The organism is Mucilaginibacter lacusdianchii, assembly GCF_009770985.1.
Taxonomy (GTDB): domain Bacteria; phylum Bacteroidota; class Bacteroidia; order Sphingobacteriales; family Sphingobacteriaceae; genus Mucilaginibacter; species Mucilaginibacter lacusdianchii.
This window is the reverse complement of sequence record NZ_WSRW01000003.1, coordinates 363,929-380,051: the sequence shown is the minus strand read 5'-3', so window position 1 is coordinate 380,051 and position 16,123 is coordinate 363,929. Positions and strand designations below refer to the sequence as shown.

Annotated in this window: 12 protein-coding genes; 5 read left to right on the top strand and 7 right to left on the bottom strand. The window is 43.1% G+C overall.

All coding sequences use genetic code 11. From position 1 onward, the window contains the following. The 5 genes from GPM24_RS15025 to GPM24_RS15005 all read left to right on the top strand — a co-directional run bounded on the left by GPM24_RS15025 (position 1) and on the right by GPM24_RS15005 (position 6,355). On the top strand, positions 1 to 348 hold the full coding sequence (locus GPM24_RS15025) for a DUF3140 domain-containing protein (protein ID WP_233268872.1): 348 nt from the start codon (positions 1 to 3) through the stop codon (positions 346 to 348). Positions 349 to 764: 416 nt separating this feature from the next. Beyond that, a complete protein-coding gene (locus GPM24_RS15020) occupies positions 765 to 2,132 on the top strand; it encodes an NAD-dependent succinate-semialdehyde dehydrogenase (protein ID WP_158827633.1) in 1,368 nt (455 codons plus the stop codon). A gap of 179 nt (positions 2,133 to 2,311) precedes the next feature. After that, a complete protein-coding gene (gene mnmA / locus GPM24_RS15015) occupies positions 2,312 to 3,400 on the top strand; it encodes a tRNA 2-thiouridine(34) synthase MnmA (RefSeq protein WP_158827631.1) in 1,089 nt (362 codons plus the stop codon). Between the two features lie 132 nt (positions 3,401 to 3,532). After that, positions 3,533 to 5,911, top strand: a complete 2,379-nt coding sequence (gene topA, locus GPM24_RS15010) for a type I DNA topoisomerase (protein ID WP_158827629.1) — start codon at positions 3,533 to 3,535, stop codon at positions 5,909 to 5,911. Positions 5,912 to 5,950: 39 nt separating this feature from the next. Beyond that, positions 5,951 to 6,355, top strand: coding sequence for a hypothetical protein (locus GPM24_RS15005; RefSeq protein ID WP_158827627.1), 405 nt, complete (start codon positions 5,951 to 5,953; stop codon positions 6,353 to 6,355). Positions 6,356 to 6,491: 136 nt separating this feature from the next. Here the strand turns inward: GPM24_RS15005 and GPM24_RS15000 are convergent, their stop codons facing one another. From GPM24_RS15000 to GPM24_RS14970, 7 genes are all read right to left on the bottom strand, one after another. Further along, positions 6,492 to 6,692, bottom strand: coding sequence for a hypothetical protein (locus GPM24_RS15000; RefSeq protein WP_158827625.1), 201 nt, complete (start codon positions 6,690 to 6,692; stop codon positions 6,492 to 6,494). A gap of 83 nt (positions 6,693 to 6,775) precedes the next feature. After that, the gene (locus tag GPM24_RS14995) at positions 6,776 to 6,970 is read right to left on the bottom strand and encodes a cold-shock protein (RefSeq protein ID WP_158827623.1); all 195 of its coding nucleotides are present in this window, start codon (positions 6,968 to 6,970) and stop codon (positions 6,776 to 6,778) included. A 109-nt stretch (positions 6,971 to 7,079) separates the two neighbouring features. Continuing rightward, a complete protein-coding gene (locus GPM24_RS14990) occupies positions 7,080 to 8,519 on the bottom strand; it encodes a serine/threonine protein kinase (RefSeq protein ID WP_158827621.1) in 1,440 nt (479 codons plus the stop codon). Between the two features lie 3 nt (positions 8,520 to 8,522). Then, on the bottom strand, positions 8,523 to 9,314 hold the full coding sequence (locus GPM24_RS14985; protein WP_158827619.1) for an FHA domain-containing protein: 792 nt from the start codon (positions 9,312 to 9,314) through the stop codon (positions 8,523 to 8,525). Between the two features lie 111 nt (positions 9,315 to 9,425). Then, the gene (locus tag GPM24_RS14980) at positions 9,426 to 13,517 is read right to left on the bottom strand and encodes an FtsW/RodA/SpoVE family cell cycle protein (RefSeq protein ID WP_158827617.1); all 4,092 of its coding nucleotides are present in this window, start codon (positions 13,515 to 13,517) and stop codon (positions 9,426 to 9,428) included. Further along, a complete protein-coding gene (locus tag GPM24_RS14975) occupies positions 13,504 to 15,003 on the bottom strand; it encodes a PP2C family protein-serine/threonine phosphatase (RefSeq protein ID WP_158827615.1) in 1,500 nt (499 codons plus the stop codon). Before GPM24_RS14975 ends, GPM24_RS14980 begins: the two co-directional genes overlap by 14 nt. A gap of 97 nt (positions 15,004 to 15,100) precedes the next feature. Then, complete coding sequence (locus tag GPM24_RS14970; protein ID WP_158827613.1) at positions 15,101 to 16,063, bottom strand: hypothetical protein; 963 nt, start codon at positions 16,061 to 16,063, stop codon at positions 15,101 to 15,103. Positions 16,064 to 16,123 lie beyond the last annotated feature (60 nt).

Here is a 16,123-nt window from a genome sequence, read left to right as displayed (position 1 = left end):
ATGGATAAGCATTTGGATGAACAGCACGAAAAAGAGATTTATCAAGAGTTCAAAGAACTGGTAAATATGCCCGCTTCAGCGCTTGAAAAATGGCTAAAAACAGATGAATCAAAATCAGTTGGCTGGGATAGCGGCGACGGTGAATCGGTTGGTCACAAGTCGGGCGAGAAAATCATCGAGATTCTACACAAGAAAAAAGTCGACCTCAATGAAGCCGACTATAAGCATATGCAAAAAGTAGTGGGTTACATTAAGCGCCATTCGGCACAAAAGCCAGATGGTGATGTTTCTGAAACCAACTGGAACTACTCTCTTAAAAACTGGGGCCATGATTTCGCTAAAAAATAGCGCCGGTTTAATCAATATTTAAATCAACAAGTGTACTGCTACAACACATAGTTGATAAAAGCTACACAAGTGATGATTAGTAGAATCACACCTTGCAGTTTTTGCTCTAAAGTTAATTTACTGATGTTCATATTATATTAGGGTATAAATCCAAATATAGTGGCCCTAACGATGCGTGCAACCCCTTCTTGCACTTTTGTAAAAAAATCAATGTGTGAAGTTTTGTGATATATTTTCTTCATCAAACTCCAGCATTTTTTAAGAAAATAACTTAAAGTTTACAGTTATTTAACTCCTTTTCCCTTTTCAACGGTTATTATCACAGCAGGTATTTTTTATTCAAAAACGCATTGAATGCGATTTTGAGCAAAAAACGCCCTAAACAATTTAAAATCACTTTTTACTTTTTATTAAAAATGGCCATTACCAGTATAAATCCGGCTACCGGACAGAGCATCAAAACTTATGTTGCACATACCGCCGAAGAGGCGAGCGCTAAAATTCAACAAACACATCAAGCCTGGACGCAGTGGCGCTTGTCAGAGCCGACTGACCGCTCAGCCATGCTCAACCAAATGGCAGCAGTATTGCGCCAGCAACAAAGCCAATTAGCCGAACTTATGGCATTAGAAATGGGCAAACCCGTTAGCCAAGGCATTAGCGAGGTTGAAAAATGTGCGTCAGTATGTGAATACTATGCTGCAAACGCTGCCGGCTTTTTAAAAGATCAGGTAATTGAGTCGGATGCGCAAAAAAGCTATGTCACCTTCCAGCCTATCGGTGTAGTGCTGGCTATCATGCCCTGGAATTTTCCACTGTGGCAGGTGTTCCGCTTTTTAGCACCGGCTTTAGCAGCCGGAAACTGCGGCGTACTTAAACATGCCTCTAATGTACCAGGCTGTGCGCTGGCTATTGAAGATGTAGTAAAGCAAGCTGGGTTTCCCAAGCACGTGTTCCAAACCTTACTGGTAGGCAGCAGTGAGGTTGACGCCATTATCGAAAATCCGCTTATCAAAGCAGTGACCTTAACTGGCAGTACTCAGGCCGGACAAAAAGTTGCGGCCAAGGCAGGATCACTCATCAAAAAGACAGTGCTTGAATTAGGTGGCAGCGATGCTTACCTGGTGCTGGAAGACGCCGATTTAGAACATGCGTCACGCACCTGCGTAGATAGCCGTTTAATAAACAGCGGACAAAGCTGCATTGCTGCCAAACGTTTTATTGTGATAAAAGAGGTTGCCGAGCAGTTCACCCAACTGATGTTGGAAAAGATGAAAGGCAAACGCATGGGCGATCCGTTAGATAAAGAAACGGAGGTTGGACCACAGGCCCGAGTTGATTTGCGGGATGGTTTACATGAGCAGGTACAAAAATCAATAGAGGTAGGTGCACAATGTATTTTGGGTGGCCAGATTCCGGAAGGCAATAACGCTTATTACCCACCAACAATTCTTACTAACGTTAAAAAAGGTATGCCAGCTTTTGATGAAGAGTTGTTTGGCCCCGTAGCTTCTATCATTGTTGCAAAAGATGAAACTGAAGCTTTAGAGATTGCCAACAATAGTCAGTTCGGCTTAGGAGGGGCAGTGTTTACACAAGATATTAAACGAGGTGAACGCATTGCGGCTACCCAGTTAGAAGCCGGGTCGTGCTTTGTAAATTCTCTTGTTAAGTCCGATCCAAGGTTGCCATTTGGAGGCATTAAAGAGTCGGGCTATGGTCGCGAATTAGGCATGTTTGGCATTCATGAGTTTCTAAATATTAAGACGGTTTATATAAAATAATTGAACAGAAAATAAACAGACGATCTAACCAAACCAATTACTTAACCATTACAACCTACTGATTAACAATTGCAGTTAACCTATAGTTAACCGCAATTGTTAATTTTAAACTATCTTTTACCTAAGTCTGACCATCACTTTTTCACCACCAGTGCATAAAAGCTTATCTTTGTAAAATCATGAGTAAGCACGGTAGAATATTAGTAGCCATGAGTGGTGGTGTGGATAGTTCGGTAGCAGCAATTATGCTGCATGAGCAGGGCTATGAGGTGATTGGCCTTACTATGAAAACTTGGGACTATGCCTCATCAGGTACCAATTCTAAAGAAACAGGTTGTTGCAGTTTAGATAGCATCAATGATGCCCGCGCTTTGGCTGTAGGTTATGGCTTTCCGCATTACATTCTGGACATTCGTAACGAGTTTGGCAACTTTGTAATTGACAATTTTATTGACGAATACTTAGCGGGCCGTACGCCTAACCCATGCGTGCTTTGCAATACGCACATCAAATGGGAAGCCCTGTTAAAACGTGCTGATAAGCTAGATTGTGAATTTATCGCCACCGGCCATTATGCCAATATTCGCTTACAAGATAATGGCCGCTATGTAGTGTCGAAAGGTCGCGATGAAAACAAAGATCAGTCTTACGTACTTTGGGGAGTATCACAACAAAACCTGGCACGCACTAAATTTCCTTTAGGCAGTTTTACCAAAGCTGAAATACGCCAGATGGCGTTAGACTACGGCCAGGTTGAACTGGCTGGCAAGAGTGAAAGTTATGAGATATGCTTTGTGCCCGATAACGACTACCGCGCCTTTTTACGCCATAAGGTAGAAGACTTGGATCAACGTGTTGGTCCGGGAAACTTTGTACTTACTGATGGCACTGTAGTAGGCAAACATCAAGGTTATCCTTTTTATACTATTGGTCAGCGTAAAGGCTTAGGTATTGCTTTAGGCCAACCTATGTTTGTAACCCGTATCGATGCCGCTACTAACACCGTTGTTTTAGGAATTGCTGATGAATTACAACGCAAGGAAGCTTGGGTACGTAATTTAAACCTGGTTAAATACGAAAACATTAACGAACCTATACAAGCCGTTACAAAAATACGTTATAAAGACGCAGGTTCTGAAAGTACTATTGTGCAAATGGGTGAGAACATGAAGGTTGATTTTCATCACCATGTATCGGGCATTGCACCTGGGCAATCAGCTGTGTTTTATGAAGGGAATGATCTGCTGGGCGGTGGCTTTTTGATGTAGTCAATATCCTGACTGCTGGGCTTAAGGGTCCGAACAAATCATTGTTTTTAATGTTAGAAAGATATAAATTATAAAGCGTGCGAATTTGTGATTCACATTCTTTGTGTTTTATTTGCAGAAAATTAAGCGTTAATGGCGAAAAACTTACTCATAGTTGAGTCCCCGGCGAAAGCCAAAACCATTGAAGGTTATCTTGGAAAAGACTTCACGGTAAAGTCAAGTTACGGACATATCCGAGACCTGATCAAGTCGGAAGATGCTATAGATTTAGCTAATAACTTTGAACAAAAATACGAGGTACCAGCAGATAAAAAGCAGATAGTAAGCGAATTAAAAAAATTAGCTAAAGAAGCAGAAACTGTTTGGCTAGCTTCCGATGAGGACCGGGAGGGTGAAGCGATCTCCTGGCACTTATTTGATACTTTAGGTCTGAAAGAAAATAAAACTAAGCGCATCGTTTTTCATGAGATTACGAAGCCGGCCATTTTGCGGGCTATCGAAAATCCAAGAAAAATAGATTACAATTTAGTGAATGCTCAGCAAGCCCGCCGGGTGTTAGACCGTATTGTAGGTTTTGAACTATCGCCGGTTCTGTGGAAAAAGGTAAAACCTTCCCTTTCGGCTGGCCGTGTCCAGTCAGTAGCTGTACGCCTGATTGTTGAACGCGAACGCGAGATTAATAAATTTAAAGCTGAAGCTGCATTTCGTATTGTCGCTATATTTGGCAAAGGACGTGAAGCGTTCAAGGCCGAACTTCCAGAACGCTTTACAAAACAGGAAGATGCTGAGCAGTTTTTAAAAGATTGTATCGGGGCTGAGTTCATTGTTAAATCACTAGATACTCGACCAACCAAACGCTCGCCCGCTGCACCGTTTACCACTTCTACCTTACAGCAGGAAGCCAGCCGTAAGCTTGGCTTTTCAGTATCACGTACGATGTCTGTAGCACAAAAGTTGTACGAGTCGGGTAAAATAACATACATGCGTACAGATAGTGTTAATTTATCTGACACAGCTTTACAAGCTGCTGCTCAGCAAATTAACTCAGCATATGGCGAACGCTATCATCAGCAAAGAAAATACAAAACTAAATCGGCTAGCGCTCAGGAAGCGCACGAGGCTATCCGCCCAACCTACTTCAATGAGCATACTGTTGACGGCGATAACGCCGAAAAACGCTTGTATGAATTGATTTGGAAAAGGGCTATTGCCTCACAGATGAGCGAGGCGCAGTTTGAAAAAACTACTGCCAAGATTGATATATCTGCCCGCCAGGAAGACTTAGTTGCTAATGGTGAGGTGATGAAGTTTGACGGCTTTCTGAAAGTTTACCTCGAATCGAATGACGACGATGATGATAACAATCAGGATGGCGACAATGCTATTTTGCCGCCATTGGCCAAAGGGCAGCAATTAACATTGCAGGAAATGAGTGCCACTGAGCGTTACTCCCGCCCTCCTGCCCGCTATACAGAAGCCAGCTTGGTTAAAAAACTGGAGGAATTGGGTATTGGCCGTCCTTCCACTTATGCTCCAACTATTTCCACGGTGCAAAACCGCGGTTATGTGGTGAAGGAGGATCGTGAAGGAAAGAATCGCAACTACCAGGTATTGACCTTAAAAAGCGGAGAGATAAAGCAAGAGCAAAAATCGGAGAACACCGGTGCCGAGCGCGGCAAACTGTTCCCGACGGATATTGGCGCTGTAGTGAACGACTTTTTGGTTCAGCATTTTAAAGGCATTGTAGATTATCACTTTACAGCCAACGTTGAAAAAGAGTTTGACGAGATAGCGCAAGGCTTAAAGGACTGGACTAAAATGATCCGCAATTTCTACGATCCTTTCCATGAGGGTGTAGAAAGCACGATCCAAACGGCTGATAAAGCACGTGGTGAGCGCGACTTGGGTGTGCACCCTGAAACCGGTAAGAAGATGTCCGTACGCATAGGACGCTTCGGTCCATTTGTTCAGATTGGCGACGCAGAAAGCGAAGAGAAGCCCTTATACGCCAGCTTACGTGCTGGGCAGATGATTGAGACTATTTCGTTAGAAGATGCTTTAGAACTCTTTAAATTGCCTAAAAAGGTCGGTTTGTTTGAAGACAAGGAGATGACTGTAGCTATTGGCAAGTTTGGTCCATACATTAGGCACAACAGCAGCTTTTATTCGCTGTCTAAAGGTGTAGACCCAATGAGCGTTACCGAACAGCAGGCTATCGAAATTATTGAAGAGAAACGTAAAAAAGACGCAGAGAAGCTGATTAAAACTTTTGACGAAGACCCGGAAGTTAAAATATTAAACGGTCGCTGGGGACCTTATATCGAGTTTGGCAAGTTAAATGTCAAGATACCGAAAGACGTTACCGACCCACAAACGCTTACTTACGAGCAGTGCAAAGCCTTAGCCGATGCCATGCCTAAAGATGCGAAGAAGGGATTTGGCAGAAACGCCAAAACAGCAGCAAAAACACCGGCAAAACCGGCTGCAAAAAAAGCTGTTAAAAAGAAATAATACTACATCGCGCCTGCTAAAAACAGGCGTTTTTACATTATGAAAAAAGATTTGCCCGAAAATATTGTTGAGGACGTTGCCATTGCGGTTGCTTTGGAAAAAGAAAGTGCAGAAAGCAAAATTTGGTATGTATACCTCGTCAACTTAAAAGACCACCCTATTGAAAACGTTCTTGTAACCTCAAAGGGCTATGGTGAAAAAGATGGAGAACAAGTTAAAACTTCTACCCTGCGCCATATGATACCTTTAGTTGAAGCCAATGCATCAGCTTTGATTGAGCCCATCGACGAGCAGACATTTGGCTTGAATAACGAATACTGGCTGAGCTATTATATTGGGCGGGACATATACGACAAAAAGTTTATCTTTTTGCCTGAAAGCATAGTGGAGTCAAACTTTATACGCCTGCCGGTGCTGAACAAACCTGGGGTAATGATAAAGTAATACAGCCTTTAAAAGGCTAAATTAATACTGTACCATACGTCATTGCAAAGCACGATTGAATCTCTTTGCAATGGCGTTTTTTGTTTATATAAAACTCTGATACAGTAAGCTGAAGCTTTTGCAACGAACAACATAATTATTCTGGCTTCTTTTCAATCTTTTCGGGGGGTGTTGATACAATCTCACCAAATTCGTTAACGTAAGCCATCATACTATCAAGATCGCCGCCCGCCGAATTCTCTTTACGCTCTTGTTTGCGCTGTTCTTTTTCTTCTTTCTTTTTGAGCCTTTTCTTTTCCAGCTCTTTTTTCATAAATGACGCTTTTGATTTAGCCATGCTTTGATATTAAAAATTAAAGAATAAAAAAGCACCTGCCTGGTTAAGGGCAGGTGCTTTACGATTATGTGATATAGTGATACTTAAATTACTTTTACATTTACCGCATTAAGGCCTTTACGACCTTGTTCCACATCGAATGATACTTTGTCGTTTTCACGAATTTGATCGATGAGGCCAGTTGAGTGTACAAAAACGTCGTCTCTGTTATCACTCTGTGAAATGAATCCAAAACCTTTCTCGGTGTTGAAAAACTTTACTGTTCCTTCTTTTTGCATTATATTTTTTACTAAGCTCGCAAGGTAAGCTTAATAATTGGCATATTTTCCATTTAGTGAAAATATATATTTTATAGTTAACATATACAAATACATAAGTCTCTATTTGTTAAAAGAATATGCTAAACCAACTCTTATTCTTCTTCACTTTCCATTGATGATGTATAGGCGGGTGACTTCGTCGCCATGCAGCAGCACGCCGGGCGTTTGATTCCGCTTGGTCAACAATTAAGCTGTCATAAGTATATGGTTTCAGTGCTAAAGCTTTTTCCATTTCAGATTTTACCGGCAAGCTTAGATATGGTTCGTAAGTTTTATAAACATTGTTGCTACCATCTCCGTCTTTCTTATTCAGGAATGAAAAAATGAATAATAGCATAAACAAGGTTGCAAAACCAATTATTCCATAAAATAACCTTTTGGAAATATGTACGGTAGATTTAGTTAACTCAACTATGCCTTTTTCTGAATTGAACGTACCGCCAGCTTGCAAGAGCATTGTTTGCAGTGTATCTACCTTCTTATCTTTTTCGGAGTCACTTTGTTGGTACTGAAACAAAAGCTTTTCTAACCGTTGGTTCTCATCTTGTAACTCGGTAATCTGCTGTACCGCCTGTAACTGGTTACCCTGCACTGAAACGGATACCATACCAGAATTGATGGCCTGATGCAACTCTACTCCTGTCCTGAAACGTTCTAACGGTTTTTTCTTTAAACAGCAGTCAATAACATCCAACAGCCACTGCGGCACCTGCATTTCCGATTGTTGCTTATCGGCGGTCCAACTGCTCGGCAGGTTTTTGCTGCGTACGATACGTAAGTCGGGCACTGGGGATTCCATATGAGAAACCAGCACTGCATTACGGGCTGTTTCGCCGTTGTCTTGCAACGGAAAAGGTACCTGGCCAGCCAGTAACTCGTACAGCACTACTCCAAAGCTATACACATCAGTTTCAGGCAGCATTACACCTTCATGCTGCTCGGGTGCCATGAACTCAATAGCGCCGGCATGCCGGACGCTACTTCGCCGTTGTTCATCCGACATGATGGCCAATCCAAAGTCTAATAGCACGTAGTTGCCGGTGTGCAAGTTATACTTAACGTTATTGGTTTTGATATCGCCGTGCTTAACGCCTACTTTATGACAATGTGCTAATGCAGAGGCTAGTTGTTCGGCTACTTTAACTGTTTCTTTAATTGTAAAAACTTGTTCGCCTTTTGGTGGAACAAGCAATTCTGCTAAATCTGGCCCCTCAATATATTCCATTTCTATGAAAGGAAAAGAGCCGCTTTCGGTAAGTCCGGAACTTAGAATCTTTACAACATGCGGACTTGGCTGTTCATTAACTTTCTTAAGTTTTTCTACTTCGTTTTGGAACCTGCGATAGTTAGCATCATCCGCACTTTCATGATGTATAGGCGTTGGCAGCATTTTGATTGCCGTCAATATTTGACCGGTGCGTCTTCCCTTATACACGGAACCCTGCCCGCCGGTACGCATAGCACCCAGGTTTTCCAAGCCTTCAACTATAGTAAACACTCTGCTCATTCGTTAGTCTTCTTCTGGCTTGTAGCTAAATTCAATAACGGCCGACTCGCCTAGTACAATCTGATCTCCCTCTTTTAAATGATGGCCAATATGTGTAGAGTGCAGCTTTATCAACTCTTCACTATCTACAGAACGGATTTTTATTTTATTACGGGGCGGTACGCCACCATCATCAGCAAACAACATAAAGCAGGCAGCATCATTACTCCATTCAACGTGGGCATGCTGGCGACTAATGTATCTGTTAGCATCGTTAGCAGAAGTTGACGGAAAGGCAATATGGTTGGTTCGGAAAAACCCATCATCTACCTGCGCTTTGCGGTCGCGACCGATATTTAACTTGCCTGTATCAGAAGTAATGGCATACTCATTTTTTTCCGCTTCTCCACTCAGAACTCTGATATAAGCTGATGCTTTTTGTTGTATAAAATGCTTATTGGTTTTGATAAATAGTGCAGCATCCAAATTAGATGCCTTTATCGCTTCGGTAGGATAATCTTCACCAAAAATAAACTCAAGCGTCCAATTGGGCGGTAAACCGATGGCATAATCGTCGGCAATACGCTGAATTTCGTTTTTAAATTGTTCCTGCTCTTCTAAGTATACAGCAGCTTCGTAAACGTGCTTATCGTCTTCGTTACAGGCCATAAAAAGACATAAGCCTTTGATGTGAGCACCCTCGCCACCTTCGGCTTTCTGCAAAACATCTTTAATAAAGCGCAGCAACGCTTGGCGTACGCCTTTCACGTCGTCGGGCCGCTCGTCTGTATCGCTTTTGAATAGATTGAAAACCATAGTTAATCGTATATTTTATTGTATCCGACTCTAAAATTATATAAAAGTTTACATGCTTTTATGTCATTTTTCGCACCACAAATATCTCTTTTTGTTCGGATATATTTAAACTTACTGCTGAACGGTTGTTTGCGTTATCAGGCTTTTAATATAACCCTTTTTAAGCAGATATGGCACTACGTGTTGTCCGGCCAGCTTTACTGCATCAGATGATCCTTTAGTTGATTCTATACGAACACACACCACCATGTAGCCCGGCCCTTTAGCCTTTGGTGCAAAAAAGGTATACCAGCCATCGTTAATTTGTTCGCCTTTCCAAATACGCTCGGGCGTACCGGTTTTACCTCCTACTGCAATGCCAAGAGTATAAGCTTTCGGTGCACTTTGCTCGATCATGTATTTTTGAATGAGTTGTGCGTATTGCGGATTGGCGGCCAGTTGAATACTACCCTTACTTTGACTTTCTGAATTGCTGACCTTGAGCACATAACGACTGTCAACTAAAGTGCCATTGTTAGCCACGCCCGATACCAATCGCGCTACTGCCGCTGGTGTAGCAATCAACTCACCTTGCCCCCAAGCCATACCGGAAATGCCTTTGGCCCGTGTACGGCGAATGTTATTGGGATTGTACCGCGGCTTAGTATTGAACTCTGTTTTTCGCCATAAATTGCGCCACTTTTCTTCTTGCGCCGCATTTTCCGTTTGCCGGCCGTAATAATAACCGCCTACCCCATGCAAAAACATACCGGTTTTTAAATACAGGCTAGCCATATCTTCCTGCAAATGCTCTTCATTGGCCAGCTTGATAAAGTACACGTTGTTAGATTTTACAATGGCCCGTTCCATCGATATTACGCCAGTTTCGTCCGGCTCAAGTCCTTTGGTACGGATACGCTCGGCCGCACTAACGGTGAACTTTTTATCGACAGCAGCCATTCCTAATTTATTGAATGCTGCCATAGAAGTAAGCACCTTAGCTGTTGAACCAGGCTGTGTGGCCAGGGTAAAACCTAAATCCTGCGTAGTCATCCAACCGGCCAATTGGTTTTGCTCGGAATAGCTCATAGTCAATTGTTCCCAGTTATGCACTGGTGGCAGGGGGTATACAGCCGAGGTCAGCACATCGCCCTTATTAGCGTCCATAATCACAACAGATACGCGGTTATCCAGCAATGAAGTATCGGTAGCCAATGAATTTTGGATAGTGGTTTGCAGTCCGGCATCAATGGTGAGTTTCACATCGCGGTTACGTTTTTTGAAAGCTTCTACTTCGGCACTATTGATACCGGCCAACAGTAACGGGGCCAAAGCGCCGTAATCTTTTTTAACTACGGTCATTTCCTTAACACCCTTAGGCAATAAACGGTCTTCGCGGAAACGGGTAGCCAATACATTGTAATTGGTAGTGGGCATTTCAAAGCCGCGCAACTCGGCCGCATGTTCATATTCCGCAAAGTAGCCGTTGCTACTGCCGTTGAATACACCGGTATTAGCATCACCTATCCAAAAAAAAGTTTGCTCATCAAATGGATAGTATCTATCCAAACGCTTGTGCATAGCCGAATCCAGATTATAATTGGCCATACCGGCACCTGCTAACTGCGCTCGTTGTTTTTTAACCAGTTCGGGATGACTGGTTGCCAATATTAGCCCGTTGCGGTCATATAATGAGCCTGCCTGCAGGCGATTCATCAAAATAGCGATACGTGGGTTATAACTAAACATACGTAAGCCGCTTTTATCGGCTACAAGCGCTGGCTGCACCACCCATTTTTTATTGTTGAATAAATATCGGGATATGTTTACCGTTAATAACAACAAACCCATACAAGCGGCCATCAGTGCAGGCACCAAGTTGCGATCTTGCTGCTTAGTGATGTAACTCATTTGCACAGGCGTACCTTTCACTAATGATGCAGACAACAGAAAACCCGATGCCAGTAAATTAGCAACCAACGACGAACCGCCATAACTTTGAAAAGGCAATGACACTCCCGACAACGGCAGTGCACCGGTAGACCCTCCGGCTATCAGCAAAAACTGCACAAAAGTGGAGATACCAATACCAGCACACAGGTAAAACAAAAACGGTGTACCTGTTTGCCTGCCTATTAAAATTGAGCGGTGCAGGTAAAGTAAAAACATTACAAAAATACAGACGATACCTGTCCATCCAAACTCTTCACCCATTGATGGCAATATCATGTCAGTATGTGCTTCGGGTATGGTTTTGGCAAAACCCTCGCCTATGCCTTGGCCAGATACACCACCGCTCGACATGGCCCATAGGCCGTTAGCTACCTGATCGCCACCGTATACTTCGTTGTTCCAGGCATCCTGCCAAATGGCTTTACGATCAACCAATCGCTGCACAGGGCCGGGAATTAACTTATCTAATTTTGGAATTTTATCAATGGTTAAGAAGCCAGCCATAATGACCAGCACCATCACAGCCGATTCGCTAAGCTGGCGACGTTTAAATAGCATAACCAAACCTACGGTAGCCACGGTAACCAACAATGACAGCCATACGTTCTTTAATACCCATGATGCCAGCACGTAGATGACTACAGCCCCAGCCATAAACATAAAATCGCCACGTGAGAATGAGAACAGCGCAATAAAAGTGAAACAAACCACCATAGCCGGTCCTAAATCGCCCAGCATCAGAAACAGAAACAAGGTTATTACAATAGCAAACAAGGCTATGTAAAAGAACGACCAGCGCTTGGTCCAGCTAGTATACTCACTAATAAGCCGCTCATTGGCTGCAAAAAAGCCTGCCAAAAACAAGATGATGAGGTACTTTACAATTTCGCTGGGCTGGAAGCCAAACAGGTTCACTTTTACGCCGCTACCCTCAGGACCTGTACCAAACAAAATAGTGAGCGACAACAATCCCATAGCCATAGCTGCCCAAGGCCAGCCATTGGCGGCACTAGATGTATTTCTGAATACGAAAGCTCGGTATAAACCCGAATCGGCCGTAAAGCGTTTGATGTTAAAAAACATGAGCATGCACATAGCCAGCAAGCCAATACCCAGATAAGTTAAACTGTCTTTCGCCAGAAAGCGGTCACGCAGCGGGTCTTGCAAACTTAATAGTGTCAGGAACGACATACCCACCAATATCATAACCAATGGCAGCAGTAACTGATCAGCAGCCTTAAAGCGAATAGATAACAGCAAATGCACTAGCAAAAAACCTACAAAAAAGCTTCCTACAATTATCCAGTACCAGTGGTTAAATTGCTGCGGAGTGCGTACTATAAGAGATTTTTCTTTTTTCAGGATATTGAAATCGCGGGTAGATAGCAAGCGAATAGTATGTGGTGCCTGTCTAAAGTTCACATCATCATCATCATCATCCAAGGCTTGTACGCCTTGTGAAGTACCAAACTGGTATCCAGGCTGCAGAGGCAACACTCTGAAAGCTTTGCCATCAGGCAGGTGCATAAATGCAAAATGCCCCTCGGCATCGGTACGGGCAAAAGCCGTCAGGCTTTGTAAACGCCGTTTTCCAGCACTATCGGGCAAGTACTCTTTGCGAAAACCGGCTCCTGCTTCTCTGTTAATGCGGATGCTTTCTATCTCGTCATCATTGAAAATACTATCCTGTGGAACAACCATTTGTAAGCGCACCAGTACGCCGCTAACCGGTTGTTTCTGTTCGTTAACAATATTGCCCGACAAACTATGCTGCCCTACACCTAGATCTGTTGCAGATGGTAGTTGCGGTGGACTAGTCCGTTCCTGTTCAAAACGTACTGAGTCGGCACCGGTGTATCCCAACAATGACCTTGAGGCAACTACCCGCTTTTTAAATGATTCGCCGCCTTTGGTAAAGGCTACGTCAGCATCAATAAAGTATTTGCGTTTGTTGAGCTCACCAATGTTATCTGTTTGTTGATCAGACGAATATCTATCTGCAACAATCGACTCTATCAATGCAACATCCCGCTTATCTTCAAAGTAATAACCTTTTTCGAGCAGCACTTTAAGATGACCAGCTGGGTCTTTTGCATTCAGGTTTACCATGGTGCCATCTTTTAAACGGCGATCAACATCGGCAAAGCGCTGTTGAATTACCGTGTAAAGCCTGTAAAATAACAAGCCCAAAACAACAGCAATCAGTAATAAGAAAAGACGTTCTTTACCCCGTCCGGCAGATGCAGGTTGAATAGTATTATCGGGAGCCATTAGTTTTTGAAGTAGATGAAGCTAGAGAGTCAGATTTAAATTTTGAAACCGGCGAACGCCCATTAATTGGTTGATTATCGGCCAGGGCGTAGTTAACCTGTACAGCTGAAGGGCACTGGTTAAACTGCGTATGTTTAAGCTTTAACGCATCGTTAAAAACAGATATCCCTACTTTGAAATTGCTAAACTGCAAACTATCCAGCACCACCACTTTGCAGTTAGAAGCCAATAAAAGCGCCGGGCCTGAATATGCCGAATCGGCTTTCAGTTCAATTTTGCCTTTAGCCTTAATATATAACGTATCTTGTTGAACCTGTATAGCACTACTAATTACAACAGGTGATTTGAATGCCGAATCAGTAAGCAAAACAGTATCGCCTTTGGCAGAATTAATAAGTTGTTGCAACTTGATTTCCGAAGGATTTCTAGCGACGCTGTCTGGTTTTACAACAGTGCTTGATGACTGCCCGCCTTTTTTGCTTTGCAGATAGAACCAAACCGTTGAAGCCAACAACGCCAGACATAAAACTACCAGAAGCATAGTAAGTCCGCTGCTACTGCTTTTGGGTTTCTGTGTAGCGGCAACTACAGGCTCGGCAACCGGCGCGCTTACCGGTTGCGGTTTTGGCTGTACAGGTTGTTGTCTAGTTGGCTGTTGGAGTGGTGGCTGTTGGGGACTTGGCTCAGGCTTTTTTTTTACGGCTGTTGCCGGTTGCACGGCTTCCTGCACTACAGGTGCCTTATCGTTTTTCACCAAAACCACTGTTACGTTATCTTTCCCACCATTAAGGTTAGCTGCTTCTACTAAATTAGTAGCCATTTGCTGAAGCGACTGGTCAGATGTGATGATATTGGTGATGGTATCTTTATCTACCATATCCGTTAACCCATCGCTGCACAACAGTAGCATATCACCCGGTAAAAATGGCGATTGTCCCGTTTCAATATAGTCGCCGTCAGTATTGATGGGGCTGGCAAAGCCCAGCGCTTTATTGATTTCATTGCGCTTTGGGTGATTCATGGCTGCAGATTCAGTCAACCGACCCGAGTCTTCCAAAAAGCCCACAAATGAATGATCTTTGGTGATTTTGATCAAAGATTTATCGCGCAGCAAGTATAAACGCGTATCGCCGATGTGGGCATAATGTAACTGATTATTTTCAATGTCTACTATGGCCAAGGTTGCCACACAAGCCATACTATCCATCTCTTTCACCCGCTGCCGTTCCGAAAATATATTTTCGTTAGCTTGTTTAAAAGCTTCCAGCATGGCCGTTTTCATATCACTGGGTTTAACGGCAAATTGGTACAATATCTGTTCGCGGGCTATTTCAGCCGCTACTTCGCCACCGTGGTAGCCACCTACGCCGTCAATTACACATGCCAGCAAATATTGGTTGCCAAGCACAGGTAGTGCAATAAAAGTATCTTCGTTGTTGCCGCGTACCCGGCCAGTGTCTGTTAGTCCGTATATGTTATTAGCCATTGCGTTTACCTGAATTTTTAATTTCGGCAAAATGGGTTGCCAGCAATAGCACACCAATAGCCAATAATCCAATTGATAATATCTGCGACATCATTGTTTAAGATTTAAAAATATTGATCCCGATAATGCCGTTAAGCAACATTCGGGAGTTAACCGGCAGTTCTGTCCATTTTGGGTTGATAAAATCGCTACGCTCTAGGGGCGCTTCATTTAAAGTGGTCATTTCTCCGTACGAGGCCACATAAAACTTATCCTCGCCTTTTACATATTTAATGCCCAAATGCGGTGTATCCACCCACTCAGATGGTATCCAAAAAACGTTGGTTTCTTTACGGTCGCCATCTTTTCCCGATACCAGAATTTCTTCTTCTTTCATTAAATATTCCACCTTTTTACCGGCAAACTGCTGGTTAGGAAAAATGGTTTCTAAACGAGCCAACACCGAATCGTTCGTTGATTTAACGCCTGGTGTTGCCGTATCCTGTTCCAAACCTTCATCGTAAGGTATTTCATAATACCCCTCACTGTAGTAAGTAAAACCCTTTAACACATCCTGGTTTACGTCAAAGGTTTGCGCAATACCGGTTTGGCGCGGTATGAACGTAACACGCAGGTTTTCTTCTTTAGGACTTGTATTGTTATCGGGCAGCAGCTTGCCGATGAAGCCTTTATCGCCACGGGTATAATCGGGGTGAGACACTAAACGGAATACCCATTTAGAGGCCGATGGCGCCACGGTTTTACCTTGTGCCCGGTACTCTTTCAATATCTCGTAGAACTGATTAACTGATTCGTGCACGATAATGCCGAAGATGCCCTGCTTGTTTTGCATAAAAGCATGATAATCATCCGGACTAAAGCTGATAATATACTCATGATAAAAAACCACGCGTTGGGCAAATGAAAGCTCGGCAATGGATTCTTTAAACTTGTCAATGATATATTTATATACGCTATCGGGCGTTAATGCTTGTGGCTGACTGCCCGAATCATTTTTCTGATCGGTCAGGAACCAATCTTGCAACCCTATGCGTTGCCAAAAGTTAGGTTTAGACTCCATAAAAGGTAATCCCGTCAATTTAACAGGCAAAATGCTTTGCCAATGATTTACAATTTGTTT